Here is a 20586-nt window from a genome sequence, read left to right as displayed (position 1 = left end):
TCAATTTTTTACGCCAGTATTCTTTGACAGCACCGTAAGCGTCTTTTTACCCGGTCATGCCAATTACAGCTCAGCTATTGTCAAAAAGCGTTCGGGCTTCTATAGTGGAAATTGTCAAGATTGGGGGATTTTAAGTGAATATGATTCAAAAAAAGGTATTAGCAGGAATCGGAGCGCTCGGCGCCGCAAGTATGCTGCTTGCGGGCTGCGGGGGAAAAGATCCGGTTGAATCGCTTCATGACTCGATGGAAAAAGCCGTTCAAGCGGAAAAACCGTTTCAAAAAGAGCAGAAAACATTGGAAAAATTGGAGAAAAAAGAGCACAAGCTTTACGACAGCGCGGTTAAACTGAATATGGATGATTATCAGAAAATCGTCACACTGTCTGATCAGGCTCTGAGCAATGCAAATCAGCGAAAAAAACATCTGAAAGCAGAAAAAGACAGTATTGATGATTCAAAAAAAGCATTTGAATCCGCAAAAAAAACTTCTCAAGAAATAAAAGATAAGAAAGTAAAAGAAAAAGCCGGGCATGCTGTCGCTTTAATGGAGAAAAGATATGCATCTTATGATCTTTTGTACAAAAAGTACGAAAAAGCCATTTCACTTGATAAGGACCTTTATAAACTGATTAAAGATAAAAAGCTCACATTAGCGCAGCTGGAAGAGCAGATCAGCAAAGTAAACTCAGTTTACGAAAAGGTGCATAAACAAGCAGATGAGTTCAATCAATTTACTAAAGACTACAACAAAGAGAAAGAACTATTATTCCGCGAATAGTATAGTGAAGGCATATCGGCATGGGCTGATGAACTGATAACAACCGAGTTCAGCCGCCTGTAAAATGGCGGCTGAAGAATTGGTATATACGTGTGTTTCCCATTGACAACATGTAAATCATGGTATAGTATTTATTTAGGGAAATATTCACATAAAACCAATCGTTGTTTCGGCACGTTGGAATGTTTTTATTATATTGATATATAAAAAACGGAATGAAAATGCGGTTTTAATTATCAGAAAATTCTTTCTATTTAGATTTGAGCAATATGATCTTTGCACATGCTTTTTGCTTTTAAACCTTTATCCGGCATAAAGGTTTTTTTAATTTGCTTCGTATTGCTTATTAAGTAAATGACAATTTTAAAATTGAAGTGAAAAATGTTAATCAAATAACAATCGGAACGAAAAGAAACGGCAGAAATACGGAACAAGGAGGAAAACAAATGCTTGCTTACGTCTTTCCCGGACAGGGAGCGCAGTTTAAAGGAATGGGCAGAGACTTATTCGATGAATTCAGTGAGCTCATTAAAAAGGCAGATCATATTTTAGGATACTCCATAAAGGATTTATGCCTTACAGATGAAAAAGAGAGGCTCACTGATACGAAGTATACACAACCTGCAATTTATACAGTGAGCGCACTGCAATATTTAAAGGGTTTAAAAGAAGGTCATACACGCCCTGATGCTGTTGCAGGACATAGTCTGGGTGAATATACTGCGCTTTTTGCGGCCGGCGTTTTTAATTTTGAAACAGGTCTCCGGCTGGTTGCTAAAAGAGGCGAGTTAATGAGTGAGGCTTCCGAGGGCGGAATGGCTGCCGTGATCGGACTGGATGAGCATCACATAAAAAAAATACTTCAAAAGTATGAATTCGGCCAAATAGATATCGCCAATTACAATACATCTTCACAAATTGTGATAGCAGGGGCTGCAGAAGAGATAAAGCGGGCAGCCTCTTTTTTTGAAAAAGAAGGGGCGAAAGCTTATATCGTATTGCAAGTCGGCGGAGCTTTTCATTCTCGTTTCATGGAAAGTGCACAGCGTGAATTTGCGGAATTTATCGAGGAGTTTCATTTTTCTGAATTTAATTTCCCGGTCATCTCTAACTATACGGCAAGACCTTATAAACAAGAAGATATCAAACGGAATTTAATTGAACAAATAACAAACTCGGTCAAATGGACTGAAAGCATCAGGTACTTAATGGGACAAGGCGTCACTGTGTTTGAAGAGATCGGTCCCGGAAACATTCTGACTAAATTAATTCAAACCATACAAAGAGATGAGGAACCGCTTAATATTAGTGCGCCGGAAGACAGTCTCTTGTTTTCTGAAGGGAACAAGGACAATTCGGAAAGCGGGAAAGAGAAGGGCCTCTTGGCCGAAAATATAGAAAGCAGTGCGGCTTCACCGGTGTCCCGATTGGGTGATCAATCTTTCAAAGAAGATTACGGTTTGACATACGCGTATTTGGCAGGTGCGATGCATAGAGGGATCTCTTCCGCTGAAATGCTGATCCGCCTCGGGAAGAAAGGAATGCTGGGGTTCTTTGGCACAGCGGGTTTAACTATAAGGGAAATTGAACAGGCTCTTATTACTATTAAGAAGACACTCAAAAGTGGCCAGCCCTACGGAATGAATCTGCGATTTGAGCCGGATCATCAAGATAGAGAAAAGGAATTGATAGATTTATATATCAAGCATGACGTACGGGTAATAGAAGCGTCTTCGTATCTTTCCGTCAGCGCGCCATTAATTTATTACAAAGCGCATCAGTTGAAGATGGACAAAAGCGGCAGGGTCATACCTCATAATCGGATCATTGCCAAAGTTTCACGGCCGGAAGTTGCGGCCGCATTTCTGAGTCCGCCTCCTCAAAGTATCGTAAAGAGAATGTGTCAGCAGGGTATGCTGACGGAAGAGCAGGCGGAGTGGCTCAGCCGTGTTCCGGCAGCAGACGATATCATTATTGAAGCAGATTGCGGCAGTAATACCGAACAGGGCTCATTGACGGCGATGCTGCCGTTTTTTGTTAACCTGCGGGATGAAATGATGGAAACACACAAATACGCAAGGAAGATCAGAGTCGGGGCCGCGGGAGGAATCGGGACTCCCGAGTCTGCGGCGTCTGCTTTTTTAATGGGCGCTGATTTTATTATGACGGGATCCATTAATCAATGTACAGTTGAAGCAGAAACAAGCGGTTTTGTTAAAGAAATGCTGAGTGAGACAGGAATATGCGATACTGCTTATGCGCCTTCGGAGACTCTGTTTGAGTTCGGAACAAAGGTGCAGGTGCTGAAAAAGGGCACGCTGTTTCCGGTCAGGGCAAATAAATTATTTCAAATCTACCAACAATATGAGTCTTTGAGTGAGATAGATGAAAAGACAAAGATTCAGCTCGAAAATGACTATTTTAACAAGACTTTTGATGAAATCTACGAAAGCATAATAGATAAACAGCCGAACCTGGCCCAAAAAGCTGAGCGCAATCAAAAATATAAGATGCTGTTACTATTTAAGTGGTATTTGCAGAGAGGATGTCTGCTTGCTTTGGAAGGGCAGGAAGAACAAAAGGTGAATTTCCAAGTTCATTGCGGCCCGTCTTTAGGCGCTTTTAATCATTGGGTAAAGGGCACGGATTTGGAATCATGGAGAAACAGACATGTTGATGACATTGGTGAAAAAATGATGAATGAGACCGAAAGTCTGCTAAGGCGCAGATTGGATACGTTATTTCTACACTAAAGAAGGGGCGGGTGGAGGCCAATGGTTCATTTGAATAAACAGAGTGCGGATATCGCGATAATCGGGGTTGCTTGCAGATTCCCCGATGCAGATCATTATCATGAATTCTGGGAAAACATAAATAGCGGCAAAGATTCCATCCGGGAAGTGCCGATTGAACGGTGGGATCCCGATCTTTATTATTCAGCTGATATCAGTATACCGAACAAAACAATCAGCAAGTGGGGAGGTTTTATTCATAAAGCTGACCATTTCGACCATAAGTTTTTTAATATCTCTCCCCGGGAAGCGAAAAACATGGATCCTGAGCAAAGAATCCTTTTAGAAGAAACTTGGCGGTGCATCGAAGATTCCGGGGTCTCTTTGCGGGATCTCCAGCGTAAAACCACTTCTGTTTTTGCGGGTATTATGAATTCTGACTACCGGCAGACAGGTCATGCTGAATCGGAAATCGACAGTTACGCCTGTTTAGGAAGTTTCGAAGCTATGATCTCCAACCGGCTTTCATACACATTCGGTTTGACCGGAAAAAGCATGTCTGTAAATGCCGCTTGTGCATCGTCGCTTGTTGCTTTACATGAAGCGGTTAAGTCATTGCGGACAAAAGAAAGCGATTATGCAATCGCATCGGGAGTAAACTTGAATTTCCAACCCGGAAAATATATTTCTTTTTCTAAAGCCAGAATGCTGAGTCCTGACGGCAAATGTAAAACCTTTGACGCAGCGGCGAACGGGTATGTTCCCGGAGAAGGGGCAGGCGTTGTATTGCTGCAGCGCCTTGGTGATGCAGTAAAAGCCGGTCACCATATATACGGGGTCATAAAAGGGACAGCTGTTAATCATGGCGGTAAATCCCGTTCCATAACCGCTCCCAGAGCAGAAGCGCAGTGCCGGGTCATCTCAGAAGCTTTACACAACGCTGCTGTTGATGCTGCGACGGTTTCTTATGTAGAAGCACATGGCACAGGTACATCTCTGGGCGATCCGATAGAAATAGAAGCATTGACAAAAGCGTATCGGCAATATACTGAGGATACTCAATATTGCAGGATCGGAAGTGTGAAAACAAATATCGGTCATACAGAAGCAGCGGCGGGAATGGCCGGATTGATAAAAGTTCTGATGATGATGAAACATCGGAGGGTGCCGAAAAGCCTGAATGTACATACGGTAAATCCAATTATACAGTTTGAAAAAACACCGTTTAGGCCGGCGCTTGATTCAAGTGATTGGAAGGCGGCAGACGGGGCTCCGCTCAGGGCGGGAATCAGCTCCTTCGGTTTTGGAGGTGTTAACTCTCACGTCATCATCGAAGAATTTATACATACAAAAGACGAATCTGACAGAAAGGGAAGGGTTCCCTTCCTTTTTTCCGCTAAAAGTGAAGAAAGCATGAAACAAATGATACATCATTGGAGAACCTTTTCTGACGATTCTGAGGAATTTTGCAAAATATCAAATGAAGTGATCAGCAGCACCCTTTTAACAAGGGCATCGTTTGATTACAGGGCTGGTTTATTGGCAGGCAGCAAGGAGGAATTTAAAAATCAGCTTAAAGAGGGATTAAGTTTTCGGAGGAAACAAGATTCTGAATGGGCGCTTGCCATCGGTGACTTCAAATGGGAAAGTTATAAACAATTTGCCGTTTTGAAACGCGTGTTCCCTGATTTAGAAAAGAACGTAAGGTCGGTGCTGAAGGGTATACCAACATTGCACAGTTCATTTAAAAGAAAATGGACGCCTGAGAAAATCCGCTTGTATTCTTTAGTTATCAATACGGAAATCATAAAAAGTATCCTGGCATCCGGTTTTAAGCCAAGCCTCATTACAGGCGCCGGAGACGGATATTACGTCGCTCTTGCAGCAGCGGATATCATCAAAATTGAAAAGGCCATTTCTGTCATCACAGGCGCTGAAAAACCTTCGCACTTATCCTGTGAGCCGCCGACCATTCCATTTGTCAATCCGTACACTGCAAAAACGTACCCGCCGGTTCGATTAAATGAAGAATATGTAAGGATGCTGCTGAACGGTCTGAGCTTCCCGGCTGATTTTACAGACCGCCTGTACGGGAAAACACGGCTGCTTCTTGAGCACCAATATACGTTTAAAGGGTTTTTAGAAGAGTGGGATAAAGCGGGAAAGACTCAGGAAATCGAGATTTTATCTTATATTGTGAATCGCACGGCGGATAAAAGAAACGCATTGCCGGCTGATGAGGAAGCGGCGATCATGGCTATCCTTGCCTCTATGAGAAGACTGTATAAGAGATGGGATTTAACAGATTATGATGGATTTTTTGATAATGATTATGTTCTGGAAATATTAAATTTACTGGATGAGGGAATCTTGTCTAAAGAACTTTTTCTGAGCATGTTATTGAAAAAGCAAGACGGAATTAAACAGGCTGTTGCTTGTATGAATGAGCAGCCGGCAGGTTTTTATGATAAGGCCCGTTTTCCGCTGATGACAGAATACAATCAAATGGATGCCGTGTCTCAGGAGATAGCTGACCATATGCCGCTTCGCACGGAAGAAAAGGGAACGGAGCCGGATGTGAATATCTCTGATTTTTCAGTTTTTCAATTCGGATCGCTCCCTCCATCAGCAAAACTAAACAAAGCGGCTGCTTTTGAAGCGGACAAACCAGCCGATGAGGCTCTTTATCATTCATTTATGCAAATGTGGCTTTCAGGAGAAGAGATTGAATGGGCGAAACTAGGTGATTATCATAAAAGAAAAGCCCCGCTTCCGCCTTATCCGTTTGAGCGCTCTCAATTTTCTTTAAACCCTCAGCCGGTAAAATCAGACGCGGCTTTTTCAGAAAAGAAGAATCAGGCACTTTATACGCCGGTATGGAAAGAAACCGCACTTGAGAATGAAGCGGGCAGCGGACAAGCCTGTACTATTTTGTTGTTCTCCGGGAATAAAGACTATTTTGAAGAGCTGAAAAAAAGAGAGAATACGTCCGCATATCTTATTATGCCCGGTGACCGTTTAGAGCAGATAAGCGACAGTGTTTTCACCATCAACAGGCAGTGTCCCGAAGATTATCAAGGTGTCATTCGTCTGTTAAAGGAAAAAGGCGCAGCGCCCGATGCAATTTTGCATACTTGGTCTGAAAAACAGCCTGAACTGGAAGAAACACTCGCATCAGGAATTTATTCTGTGTTTTATCTGACTAAGGCTTTAATCAGCGAGAACCTTATAAACAAAGTAACGTTCATTTATACATTCAGCGCAGATCAAAAAGAAAAATTGCCGTATTTTGAAGGTGTGAACGGTTTTTTAAAATCGGTAAAACAAGAGTACCCGCAGCTGCATTGTAAGACGGTTTGCTTTGAACATGATTCTGCATCCGTTTCATGTTCAGAGAAGGCTGACATTCTTTATAAAGAAATAAACACAGCGCCTGATCGGCATATTCATATCACTTACAGAGGCTGCGTAAGATATGCACGGATGTTAGAGAAGCAGAGAGAAACAAACAGAAAGACCATTCAATACCCTGAAAAAGATAAAGTATATTTAATTACAGGGGGATTCGGGGGGATTGGCAGTAAAATCGCTGAATATTGCGCGAAAACTGAAAGATCCACTATTATCCTATCGGGGCGATCTGTTTTAAACGGAGATAAGCAGAAACATTTAGAATACCTGAACAGCTTTAAAGCAAAGGTTTATTATATACAGGTGAATATATCCGATAAAGAAGCGGTAAAAAAAATGATTGACGATATTACCGATCAGCATGCAGGTCTTCATGGCGTCATTCATTGTGCAGGAGTTATCAGAGACTCGCTGCTTTTTCGAAAAACAAAGCAGGAACTTTCAGAGGTGATTGCTCCGAAAGTTCATGGCGCATTGAATCTTGATCATGCAACGAAGTCGCTCGAATTGGATTTTTTCGCCGTTTTTTCTTCAGTCGTCTCTATTGCAGGGAACGAAGGACAGTGTGATTATGCATATGCAAACGGCTTTTTAGATCATTTCGCCGAATATCGGGAACAGAAACGGCAAAAGTTTCTGCGCAGCGGCCGCACCCTGACAATCAATTGGCCTTTATGGCAAGACATCGGAATGGGGGCGAACCTGTCAGGTCAAGGGCGGACGTCTCTTTTTCATGGTTCCGGGCTCGAAGAACTTCCTGCTGAAGACGGAACGCAATGGTTTTCGCGGATTGTAACTTCGAGTCAGCTGCATAATATTGCAGTCTGCGGTGATCACGAACGCTTTGAACAATTTATGCAGCAGAGATTTTTGACGGACGAAACAGAGACAGGCAGTGCCGTTCCTTTGGCTCAAGGCGATATTTTGGATCAGACAGTTTTGTTTTTAACCAATATCATCTCCTCTGAGGTCGGTGCAGAACGGGAAGAGATCGATCAAGATGTGCATCTGGCTGAATATGGAATGGATTCGGTTATGATTCATCAATGCAACACAAAGCTGGAGCAGTCACTGGGAGCAATTTCGAAAACGCTTTTATTTGAATTTCATACAATCAGAGATTTAGCAGATCATCTTGTAAAGGAATACCCGGATCGGCTGGGACGTTTATTTTCACGGGAGGAAAAAGGAAAACAGATTCAGAGCATTACCCCCGCCAGGCCGGAACAAAACATCACTGCACCTGCGGCGGAGGAAAAAGAACATCTTGACGGGATAGCGGTAATCGGTATCAGCGGCCGTTATCCCGGGGCTGAAAATATCGAAGAATTGTGGGATCTTCTATCAAAAGAGAGAACCGCAATCACAGAAATTCCGAAAGAACGATGGAATTATGAGACCTACTATGATCCAGACCCCGCTAAAGCGCATGAGGGGAAAATTTATTGCAAATGGGGCGGATTTTTAAAGAATGCTGAATCATTTGATTCTTTGTTTTTCCAAATATCGCCGAGAGAAGCAGAAGCGATGGATCCTCAGGAACGAATATTTCTCGAAACCGTATGGAAAGCATTTGAAGATTCGGGATATACCATTGACGGGTTGAGAAAGCAGACCGAAAAACATGTCGGTGTATTTGCGGGAGTTACAACCAATTCTTACAAGCTGCTCGGCGAAAGAATACCGACGGACAAAAACGATGTACTTCCAAATTCGTTCCCATGGTCTCTCGCGAACAGAGTGTCTTACACATTTGATTTTACGGGTCCCAGTATCCCTGTAGATACGGCTTGCTCTTCATCCTTAACGGCAATTCACATGGCTTGCCAAAGTTTAAAAAAAGGTGAGTGCTCTGTTGCGGTTGCGGGAGGAGTAAATTTGTATCTTCATCCTTCTGACTATTTATACCGGTGTCAGATGGGAATGCTTTCAAAATCGGGAAAATGCAGAAGTTTTGGAGAAGGCGGCGACGGTTTCGTGCCCGGGGAAGGTGTCGGGGCCGTTATTCTTAAACCGCTTAAAGATGCCATACGTGATAATGATACTGTGTACGCCGTCATAAAAGGAACGGCAATTAATCATGGCGGAAAGACGAATGGCTATACGGTGCCTAATCCTGCCGCACAGGCGGATTTAATCCAAGGAGCTCTTAAAGCGGCCGGTTGGAGCGCCAGAAGTGTCAGCTTTATTGAAGCCCACGGCACGGGAACGCCGCTGGGTGACCCGATTGAAGTCCGAGGCCTGACCAAGGCGTTCAGAGCTTATACCGAAGATGTTTCATATTGCTCTCTCGGATCGATTAAATCTAACATCGGTCATCTCGAAGCGGCCGCGGGTATTGCCGGCCTGACAAAGATTATTTTACAAATGAAGTATAAAAAAATAGCCGCAACACTGCATGCTGAACGGGTGCATCCGGATCTTTATCTGGAAGAGACACCTTTTTGTCTCCAGCAGGAAACCGCCGACTGGATAAAACCCGTGAATGAAAAACATTCTGACAGCAAATATCCGCGGCGTGCGGGATTAAGTTCTTTCGGAGCGGGCGGGGCAAATGCACACATCCTTGTGGAAGAGTATGAGTCTGCTGCTGACTGTCAAACGGATTGTGAGGAAAGTGAGGAACTTATCGTACTCTCAGCCAAGCATTCACTGAGTTTACGGGAATCAGCAAAACAGCTGGAGGAATATCTGCAAAAGGCTCGTCATAAGCAGGGCGAGTGTTTACAGCCGGCGGGAACAAATAAGCCGCTTCACCTTTCTGATATTGCGTATACCCTTCTTGAAGGGCGTGAAGCCATGCCGGAAAGGCTTGCTGTCATTTCAAATAATATCGATGATCTGATGTTGAAATTAAATCACTTTTATAATGGAATTGACGATCACGAAATATTCAGAGGGAAAAAACCGAATCATAAACGCGGACAGCGGCAATCAGATCTTCCGCTCAAATCCGGCAGAACCACATTAGCCGAAATGGCTGAATTCTGGGTATCGGGAGGGAATTTAAGCTGGGAAGATTTCCGCACCGGCAGAAAACCGGCAAAAATTGCGTTGCCGACTTACCCTTTCTTAAAAAACAGACTGTGGGTGTCAAATAAGGCGCAAACAACATCAGCAGCCGGTACAGCTCCTTTATTTGATTTTTCTGCAGGTGAGTGCCGATTTTATAAAACGCTTTCAGATTCTGAATATTATTTAAAAGACCATGTTGTGCATGGGAAAACGGTTCTGCCCGGAGCGGCAATCATCGAAGCGGCCAGAGAAGCGGGAGAGAGGCTGTACGGAAAATCAGTCATAAAACTGAGTCAGGTTGTATGGGCGGTTCCGATAACCGTTGAAAAAGAAAAGACGATAATGATAGATCTGCTGCCGAATCAAAAAGACGGCAGATTTGTGGTGAAAACCGATATGCAGCCTGAAGCGGCAGTTCATTGCCAAGGAAACATTATCACATGCGGAGATAAAGACGCCTCTCATACAGAGCATTTTAAATTGGACAGCTGGTTAACCGGACAGAAAAGATTAATCAGCGGCGCTGAGTGTTATAGGAACTTCCGGCAGAGCGGTTTGGACTATGGAGCCGGCTTTCAGGTAATAAAACAGCTGTTTATCCATGAAAAAGCTGTTCTTGCACGAATATCACTTCCTGAGAGCATTCATAAAAAATCCGGCGCGCTGCTGGAACCGTGTTTATTGGATGGCATTTTTCAATCCACAATCGGGTTTACGTCCACTCAGGAAGACGATCACACCGCATATTTGCCTTTTGAATTAGGTGAGCTGGAAATTCTTCAACCACCTTCGGCAAGCGGCTATGCTTACATTACTGCTGCAGATGAAAGACAACATGATGATGTCAAAAGGTTCCATATACTATTTATGGATGAAAACGGATCTGTAAGTCTTAAAATAAAAAACTTAGCGTTGAAGGCATTAAGGGTTACACCGCAGACTCAAAATGAGCGGCATTCAGCTAAGTATTACACTGATATGTGGAAGCGGGCCCCTATGCTTCATCAGCCTGAAGCCAGCGGTTTAAACAGCTGCCTTGTGATTTCACTCCGTCGGGATGTATCAGAACCGCTGATCCGCAAGGCATATAAAGATATCGGCCTGAACATGATCTTTGTCCGCCATGGCGGCAGTTTTCAAGAAAAAGAAGCTGATTCCTTTGAATTGAACAGCGTCAAACTTGAAGGCTATAAGAAATTGCTGGCGATTCTTAAAGAAAGACAAGTGACAATTGACCGCGTCATTTTAATCGGGATGAGCCCTGAAACGGGAATTGAGCATAACATTCATGAAAAGCTGGAAAAGGCTGTTTTGCCGGTTTTCAATGTAACGAAAGCTCTGTTAGCAACAATCCCAAGACATAAAATCCTGATATCACATGTATTTTTCACAAGGAACAATCAAATCTTACCTTATCAAATGGCAATCAGCGGCTTTTTTAGGTCGCTTCATATAGAACATCCTATGTTGTCCGGTAAAAATATTGAAATACACAGCGACGATATTCAGTTACAGCTGAACACCGGTCTGCCTGAATTAAAAAAACTTGTGAAAGAAACAGTCATCAGCGATGATACTTCTTCAGAAATCAGATATAGAGATGGAATCAGGCAGGTGAAACACTCTGCAGAAATTGAAAGTGCAGAGCCCCTCAAAAAGATGGAAGTAAAAGAAGGGGGAGTTTACCTCATTACAGGAGGAACAGGCGGTCTGGGACTGATTTTCGCCAGACATCTTGTGCGAAAAGGGAGAATAAAACTTGTGCTTATCGGCAGGTCAGAGCTTTCTGAGGAAGCCGTAAGCAATGTAAAAGAGCTCGAAAAAAACGGATCAGAGGTTTTTTATGTAAGAACCGATATTTCTGATAAGGAAAATGTCAACAACCTGATAAAACTCGTCAAAAACAAATTAGGTCCTGTTAAAGGAATTATTCACAGCGCCGGTGTGATAAAAGATTCATTACTCATCAATAAGCGTGAAGAGGATCTCGATTCAGTCTTGGCCAGCAAGGTTTACGGAACGATATGGCTTGACCGGTATACAGACAGAGAACCTCTGGACTTTTTTGTTATGTTTTCATCTATCAGCGCAATAATCGGGAATGCCGGACAAACTGATTATGCTTATGCAAACCGGTTTATGGATTATTTTGCGGAAATGAGAGCGGCGGAAAATAAACCTGGAAAAACAGTCTCGATTAATTGGCCTTTATGGAAAGAAGGCGGTATGCAAATTGACATTCATTCAGAGAAGTTCCTTTATGACCGTTTCGGAATGCTGCCTCTGGAAAAACGGGAAGGCCTTGCAGCATTTGATCAAGCAATGACAGGGTGTGAACATCAAATAATGGTATTTAGCGGTAATGAATTAAAGCTGGAACGAATGATAACGATTGACAGCGGAAAAAGTGACCCGGCAATCGCCGACGAAAATCACGAACCGAAAGAGCTGTCAATAACTGAATCTTTAAAAAGCACTTTGACGCGCATCATCACCGGCGTATTAAAAATTGAAGAACGGGAATTTGATTTTGAACTGCCGATAAGTGAATACGGATTTGATTCAATTATGTTTACAATGCTGGGCAACGAATTAAACGAAACATTAGGAATGTCAATGATGCCGTCAGATTTTTTCGGTCTTACTGATTTTAATGAACTTCTTGAGTTTTTAAAGAGTGAGTATTCCGAAGAGCTTCATCTCTGCGGATCTTTTTCTTCAGATGAATCTGCGGCGAAAGACAGAAGAGAAAATCTGATTGAGGGCATCGCAAAGATGATGTCAAGTATTTTAAAGATTGACAGAAAGGAAATAGAAGAAGAGACTTCATTCGGCGAGTACGGATTTGATTCTATTACGTTTACCAGACTCGGAAATGAAATCAATCAACAATATGGTACGGAATTATTGCCGTCCATTTTCTTTGAATGTAATTCACTGGCTGAACTGACTGATTATGTAATCGAGCAATACGGAGAAATCCTTTTTGCTGAGACAGAACCTTTTTCTGCAGCAGACGAAAAAACATTGTACAGCACGCCTCCGCCCGAATCCTATGAACATTCCCCTGAGCCTGAAAACAAAACCAGGCAAGAGGAAAGACATATGAATGAGCCGGTTGCAATAGTGGGAATAAGCGGCCGTTTCCCCCAAACAGATACGCTGGAAGACTTTTGGGAAGGAATTGAAAAAGGGCGGGATATGATTACAGACATTCCTGAAGACCGTTGGGACTGGAAAGAGTTTGACGGCGATCCGATCAGGGACGTCAATAGAACAAAAATAAAAAAAGGCGGGTTTATCAAAGGCGCGGACAGTTTTGATCCGTTGTTTTTCGGGATTTCTCCCGCCGAAGCAGAATTAATGGATCCCCAGCAAAGAATTTTTATGGAGACTGTATGGAAAACAATAGAAGATGCGGGCTATAAGCCGTCTGATTTGGCAGGGACGAAAACCGCGGTGTTTGCAGGGGTCGCCACAACGGACTATGCGGAACGTCTCAATGAAAATGGCGTCTCTGTTCAGGCGCAGACCGCAACCGGTTTAAATCATTGTATATTGGCTAATCGTATTTCTTACCAGCTGAACCTGACGGGTCCGAGTGAACCGATTGATACTGCCTGTTCAAGTTCGTTAGTTGCACTCCATCGTGCGGCTGAGGGGATTCAAAGAGGCGATTTTGAAATGGCGATTGCAGGCGGAGTGCATATTATGACAAGCCCTACTCTGTTTATAGCTTTTGATAAAGCAGGTATGCTTTCCAAAGACGGAAAGTGCAAAACGTTTGATAAAAGCGCTGACGGCTATGTAAGGAGTGAAGGGGCTGCTGCAGTATTGCTTAAGCCGCTCAGCAAAGCACAGGCAGACGGTGATCATATTTATGGTTTGATTAAAGGGTCAGCTGTAAATCACGGCGGCCGCGCCAATTCTTTGACAGCTCCGAATCCGAACGCACAGGCGGACTTATTAACCGAAGCTTGGCGGAAGGCGGGGGTCAGTCCCGCCACTGCGGGATATATAGAAGCGCATGGCACAGGGACAAGTCTTGGCGATCCGATTGAAGTAAACAGCATCATAAAGGCATTTAAAACGTTATATCAAGAATGGGACATTCCTTTTGAGAAACAGAAAAGCTGCGGAATCGGGTCTGTGAAAACAAACATCGGCCATCTCGAAACCGCTGCCGGAATAGCCGGAGTGCTGAAAGTGTTACTGGCTTTTAAATATCGCAAACTTCCGGGACTCGCCCATTTTTCAGAACTCAATCCATACATTAAACTGGAAAATACGCCATTTTATATCACAGAAACCACTCAAAAGTGGAAACCGATAAAAGATGAAGAGAACAACGATCTGCCGAGGAGAGCAGGTGTCAGCTCATTCGGATTCGGCGGTGTGAACGCGCATATTGTTTTAGAGGAATATAGGAAACCTCACAAAGAAGTGCCGGAAAACAACGGTAAAACACACATTTTTGTTTTATCTGCGAAAACCAAAGATCAATTACTTGAGTATATCCGGCTTATGGTTCAGTACTTGGATCGCGTGATTGCCGGTGACATGACCGTTAATGCCAGTGACATGGAATTTACATTGCAAAACGGCCGGGAAGCAATGAACGAGAGAATTGCCGTATGTGCAGTGAGTCTGACTGAGCTGAGAGATAAATACGTCAGCTTTCTTGATAAAAGCAAGGTGCAAAATGGCGTATTTATAAGCGAAAACACTGTAGAGCGCGCAGCTGTCTCTGAATATATGATTCAGGAGGCTCTTCAAAGCGGAAAAGAGGAGCTTCTCGCGCAATGGTGGGCCAATGGAGCCGAGTTTGAATGGAAGACAATCGGCAATAAGAAATTGAATAGAGTGCCGCTGCCGTCTTATCCGTTTGCAAAAGAGAGTTATTGGTTTACTCCGAAAAAGAACAAAAGCGAGGTTAATAGCAAAAGTCTTCACCCATTAATCAGCGAGAATGTCTCAACATTAAAGAAACAAGCATTTAAAACTGTTATTTCCGGAACTGAATTTTTCGTCACTGATCACCTTGTTTCAGGAGACTGTGTGTTGCCGGGAGCCGCTTCGCTTGAAATGGCTCTTGTTTGTGCGGAAATAAGCGGAGAAAGTAAAGTATATAAAATAAAAGACGTGATGTGGAACAGACCTATATTATATAAAGGAAAAACGCTGCACATTTATACCGGCTTGGAAATGAAACAAGATAAGTTGAACGTAACGATATGTAAAGAGGGCCCGGATGGCGTGCAGCAAATCTGCACACAATGTGAAACAGTATTCGGAGACATAAACAGCAATCCTGAGTATGTCGATATTGATAAGTTCATACGCCGCAGTAAAACGGTCATAAGCCGGAAAGAGTGTTATCACCGCTTCAGTCGTATGGGCCTGACATATCAGAGCGGTTTTCAAACGTTGAAAGCCGTATATCGCGGTGATGTGGAGTTAATGGCAGAATTGGAGCTTCCGGATCATTTAGCGAACGGGTTTTCACATTTTACACTCCATCCTTCATTAATTGACGGCGGTTTTCAAGCGGCGGCATTTTTGTTAAGAGAAAATGAGAAAGACGGATTATTTGTTCCTTATTCACTTAGAGAGCTTCACATTAAGAGGGCGCTTACTGCCCGATGCCATGTTTCGGTGAGAGAAACCGGTTTTTATACGTATAACATTGATTTTATTAACGAGAGCGGCGAAATAGCCGTGAGCATGAAAGACTTCTCTGTCAGAAAAGTGACCGGGGGAGAATTAACCGCAGGTCATAAAAATGAAGATCAGGAAATTCTCTTCTTATTGGAACAATTGAAAAACGGTGAACTTTCTGCTGACCAAGTTTATCAGCTGCTGGAGGGAAAATAGTGCAGATCAAACAAATACTTTCCTTAATTGAAGAACAGCAAATGTCTCCTGATGCAGGACTGGAGCTAATTCGTACTTACAGAAAACAACAAATGAAAAAAAAGGCGGAGCCGGGATCACAAGCTCCGTCCCCAACCATTTTTTTTAAGACCGATTGGGTCAGGACAAATCACATTGATATGCCGAATCAGCAGGCACCGGGGAATATGCTGATTTTTGATCAGGATAACCGTCTCTTTCAGCATGCCGAGATGATGAATGGAGAACATAACCGTGTCATTCTCGTAACGCCCGATTCTGATTACAGAATTGAACGGAATAGATGCACAATCAATCCTTCTGATGAAAATCATGTCGAAATGCTGCTGTCTGATTTGGCTGAAAACGGATTTACACCTGATGTCGTGCTTTATTTATGGAACGGAGAAATCAGAGAAATCACTGAAGAATCCGTTAATGAAACTCTTCGCAGAGGGATAAACTCGCTCTTTTTATTATCAAAAGCTTTAATGCGAAGAAACGAACCTGTTACGTTATTGCATATTTATTGGACAAGGGGTCTGAATCAGCCGTTTCATGAAGCTGTCGGAGGTTTCATGAAAACGGTAAACATGGAAAGCTCCAAGCTTAAAGCGAAAACCATACAGATTCGCCATGAGCATTCTGACATAAATCCTCCGGTTTCCGAGATGTGGGATGCTGCAATCAGTGAAATGCAGCGCTTTCAAACGGATGAATGTGAGGTTTTAATAGACTCATATACCCGTTATGTGAAAGGGCTGCAGCCTATTGATATTCCGGAACACGATCACGGATCTGTAACGTATCAAAAAGGCGGCATATATATCATTACCGGAGGAGCCGGAAAACTCGGGCTGCTGTTTGCGGAACACATCGCTAATGAAAACCAAGCCGTGATTATACTTACAGGCCGTTCTTTTTTAACAGCTGATCAAAAAGAACGGATCAGTAAGCTTAATGAGAGCGGCTCTATTGTTGAATATCAGCGGACGGACATAACAGATCGAACAGAGGCAGAGCAATTCATTTTCGGCGTTAAACAGCGGTACGGCAGCATAAACGGGATCATCCATGCTGCCGGCATCCTTCGTGACTCATTTCTTGTAAATAAAAGTCTCAGTGATTTTACGGACGTACTGAAACCGAAAGTTTACGGGACAATCTGGCTGGATGAGCTGACAAAAGACGAAGATCTTGATTTTTTTGTTCTCTTTTCTTCTTTTGCCGCTTACGGAAATGCCGGCCAAAGTGACTATGCCTACGCAAATCATTTTATGGACAGTTTTGCAATGCTTCGATCCCAGCTCTCCCGAAACGGAAAAACACTATCAATCAATTGGCCGTTATTGAAAGATGGCGGAATGAGTCTCGACAGCAGTGGAATCGTTCAAATAAAAGAAAAATACGGGATGACTCCGATGCGCACTTCCTCTGTTCTGAAAGCGTTTCTGAAAATGCTGGGGTCTTCATTTACCAGCTTAATGCCTGCAGAAGGAGAGCGGGATAAAATGATAAAAGCGCTTTCGATTCAAAGAAATACAGTTGCAGCAGATCAAGATACACTCACGGCGGAATACGATGAAGAAGAGGAATATGCTGCGAAAGAAAAAGTCAATGACTATTTAATCAAGATCATCAGCGGTGTCTTGAAAATCCAAGCTCATAAAATAAATGCGAAAGACTCTTTTGAGAAGTTTGGAATCAACTCACTTATGATCATGTCACTTATTTCAAAGCTTGAAGATACTTTCGGGGATCTTCCAAAAACAATCTTTTTTGAATATCAGAACATTGAAGAGCTTTCAAACTTCTTCCTAACATCTTTTAAAGAAAAAGTGCTTAAGGCCGCGGGGGCAGCTCCGGTAACAAGAGTGCAAAAGAAAAGAGAAAATCCGAGTAAAAAACAGCACCGGCAGCAGAAGGATACACCTGCACCGAGCATGGTTCAGCCGGGTGAGGATATTGCCATTATCGGTGTGAGCGGAAGATATCCGAATTCCGATACTCTTGAGGAGTTCTGGGAAAACATTGCCGGAGGGAAAAACTGTATTATTGAAATCCCCGAGGAACGTTGGGATTTCAGATCGAATTACAGTCCCGACAGAATGGAGAAGGGGAAAATCAACAGTAAGTGGGGCGGTTTTATCAGCGGTATTGATCAATTCGATCCGCTGTTTTTCCATATTTCTCATAAAGAAGCTGAGCTGATGGACCCTCAGGAGCGAATTTTTCTCGAAACCTCCTGGCATACGTTTGAAGATTCAGGATATACAAAAGAGAAGCTTAACGGTATGAAAGCCGGTGTGTTTGTCGGAGCCATGTACGGACAATATCAATTATTCGGCGCAGAAGAAACTGCGCGGGGCAATCCGATTGCGCTCAGTTCCTTCTTTTCATCTATTGCGAACAGGGTTTCATACTTTTTTAATCTCTCCGGCCCGAGCATTGCACTGGATACGATGTGTTCATCATCGCTGACGGCCATTCACTTGGCATGTGAGAGCATTAAAAGAGGGGAAAGTGAAATTGCGCTTGCGGGCGGCGTTAATGTGTCCATACACCCCAGCAAATACCTTTGGCTGAGTCAAGGTAATTTTGTTTCCACCGAAGGATTGTGCAGAAGTTTCGGAGAGGGCGGAGACGGCTATGTCCCGGGAGAAGGTTCGGGAGCCGTCCTGCTGAAACCTCTGGAAAAAGCAATGGCTGATCAGGATCATATATACGGAGTGATTAAAGGAACATCTGTAAATCATGGCGGAAAAACCAATGGGTTTACGGTTCCGAATCCGAATGCACAAGCTGAGCTGATTGCTGAAAATTTCAAGAAATCGGGCATCAGTCCGCGATCCGTCAGCTACTTGGAAGCACACGGAACGGGTACCTCGCTCGGAGATCCGATTGAGATCGCAGGATTGACAAAAGCTTTTGAGAAATTTACGGATGATAAACAATTTTGTGCCATAGGTTCAGTGAAGTCTAATATCGGACATTTGGAGTCTGCCGCAGGTATAGCAGCCCTTACAAAAGTTCTTTTACAATTTAAGCATCAGAAATTGGCGCCATCCATTCACTCGGAACAGCTGAACCAAAATATCCGATTTGAAAAGACGCCTTTTTACGTTCAGCAGAAAGAAGAAGAGTGGCGGAAAGAATCAGGCGCCTCTAACAGGAGAGCAGCAATCAGTTCGTTCGGAGCGGGAGGAGCAAATGCCCATGTCATTGTGGAGGAATATCAAAACCATGCGGACACACAAACAATAAGCGGTCCGTTTGCCGCAGTTCTCTCTGCCAAAAATGAAGACAGACTGAAAGAATACGCCCGGCGCCTTCTGCAATTCACAGAGCGGGAGACAAAGGCCTCGGCAGCTGATATCGCTTTTACATTGCAGACATGCAGGGAGCCGATGGAAGACAGACTTGCTGTTGTAGCTTCCGATTTGCCGGAACTTAAGCAGAAGCTGAGAACTTTCTGTACTGAAGGAACAATTGGAGAGGGCGTATACAAAGGCAATGTTACGAAAGATTTTGATAAAGTCTTTATCTTTCATGATCAAAAGATGAAAGATAAATTCCTCGAGGTGATGATGGAGACAAAGGACTTGAATCTTCTAGCAAAATTATGGTCTTTCGGGGCTGATATTCAATGGAGAGAGTTATATGAAGAGTATACCCCGCAAAAGGTCAAGCTTCCTTTATATCCATTTGCTGAGGAGTCTTACTGGGTGCCTCGAAATCAAAGTGCAATATTTCCGGAAATATTGCCGCGGCAGTCTTCACTGCACCCGCTTCTGGATTCGAATGAATCTACTCTGGAACAGCAGTTTTTTAAAACGACATTAAGAGAAAAAGAGATTTGGTTAAAAGACCACATCGTAAAAAACAAGAGCATTCTCCCGGCCGCTGCTTTTCTTGAAATGGCATGCGCAGCGGGAACGCGGTCATATCGAAAGAAAGAGGTCACTCGTTTAAAAAACGTGATATTTGCAAGACCGGCCATGCTTTTGCAAGAGAGCCTGACCATTTACACTCACGTTTCCGTAAAAGACGGCAAAATATTATTTAATATGTCATCTGACGAGGATGCTGCTGTAAGGACTGGATTTGTGACGGGGGAATTAGATTTTGATCATCATTACGGTGATATAGAGAATATCGACAGACAAGAGATGATAAACAGAAGTGCTTTTGTCCGTGAACAAGATGAATGTTACAAGTATTTTCAGGAAAACGGGTTCCTGTATGGGCGCGCTTTTCAGCCGATTCAACGTTTATGGGGCGGAAAAACAGAAGCGGTTGCACACTTATTGCTGCCAAAAGAAGCCGCATATGCACTTGAAAATTATACAATGCATCCGTCTTTAATTGATGGGGCTCTGCAATCTTTGTTCGGGATTACGGACGGAAGAGAAGAGGCATCTGTTTATGTTCCTTTTTCAATAGGTGAGATTACGATTCGGAAAAAAGTTTCAGCAGAATGCTGGGCTTATGCGCGTAAAACAGGCCAAAAAGGTCAATCCGAGCTTATTTACGATATTCAGCTGCTTAATGAACAAGGAGAAAGACTTGCAGGTTTGAAGGATGTAACCATTCGTAAAAAAGAAACGTTTTCCGCGGAGGCACAGACTCGTGCAACAGCGGATTCCAATGGAAAGAACGAGAGAGTAAAAGAGCTCCTCAGACAATTAAAAGCGGGCGAACTGACTGCGGAGGAAGCTGATTATGTGCTGGAGCGCATGCAGGATTAGTTTATCATT

General features: G+C 43.3%; 4 protein-coding genes. All 4 read left to right on the top strand.

Annotated elements, in window-relative coordinates:
- The first annotated feature begins 140 nt into the window (after positions 1 to 140).
- Positions 141 to 779, top strand: coding sequence for a YkyA family protein (locus MJQ52_RS03845; RefSeq protein WP_094247887.1), 639 nt, complete (start codon positions 141 to 143; stop codon positions 777 to 779).
- Positions 780 to 1225: 446 nt separating this feature from the next.
- Positions 1226 to 3532 (top strand): ACP S-malonyltransferase, encoded by a 2307-nt coding sequence (fabD, locus tag MJQ52_RS03840; RefSeq protein ID WP_094247886.1) that lies wholly within the window; start codon positions 1226 to 1228, stop codon positions 3530 to 3532.
- A 21-nt stretch (positions 3533 to 3553) separates the two neighbouring features.
- On the top strand, positions 3554 to 15811 hold the full coding sequence (locus MJQ52_RS03835; RefSeq protein WP_094246975.1) for an SDR family NAD(P)-dependent oxidoreductase: 12258 nt from the start codon (positions 3554 to 3556) through the stop codon (positions 15809 to 15811).
- Complete coding sequence (locus MJQ52_RS03830; protein ID WP_094246974.1) at positions 15811 to 20577, top strand: type I polyketide synthase; 4767 nt, start codon at positions 15811 to 15813, stop codon at positions 20575 to 20577. The genes MJQ52_RS03835 and MJQ52_RS03830 overlap by 1 nt, the downstream gene beginning before the upstream one ends.
- The last annotated feature ends 9 nt before the right edge of the window (positions 20578 to 20586 follow it).

The sequence above is a fragment of the Bacillus sp. jun7 genome, assembly GCF_051034795.1.
Taxonomy (GTDB): Bacteria; Bacillota; Bacilli; order Bacillales; family Bacillaceae; genus Bacillus; species Bacillus velezensis.
The sequence above is the reverse complement of the archived record's forward strand: the minus strand, read 5'-3'. Positions and strand labels throughout refer to the sequence as shown.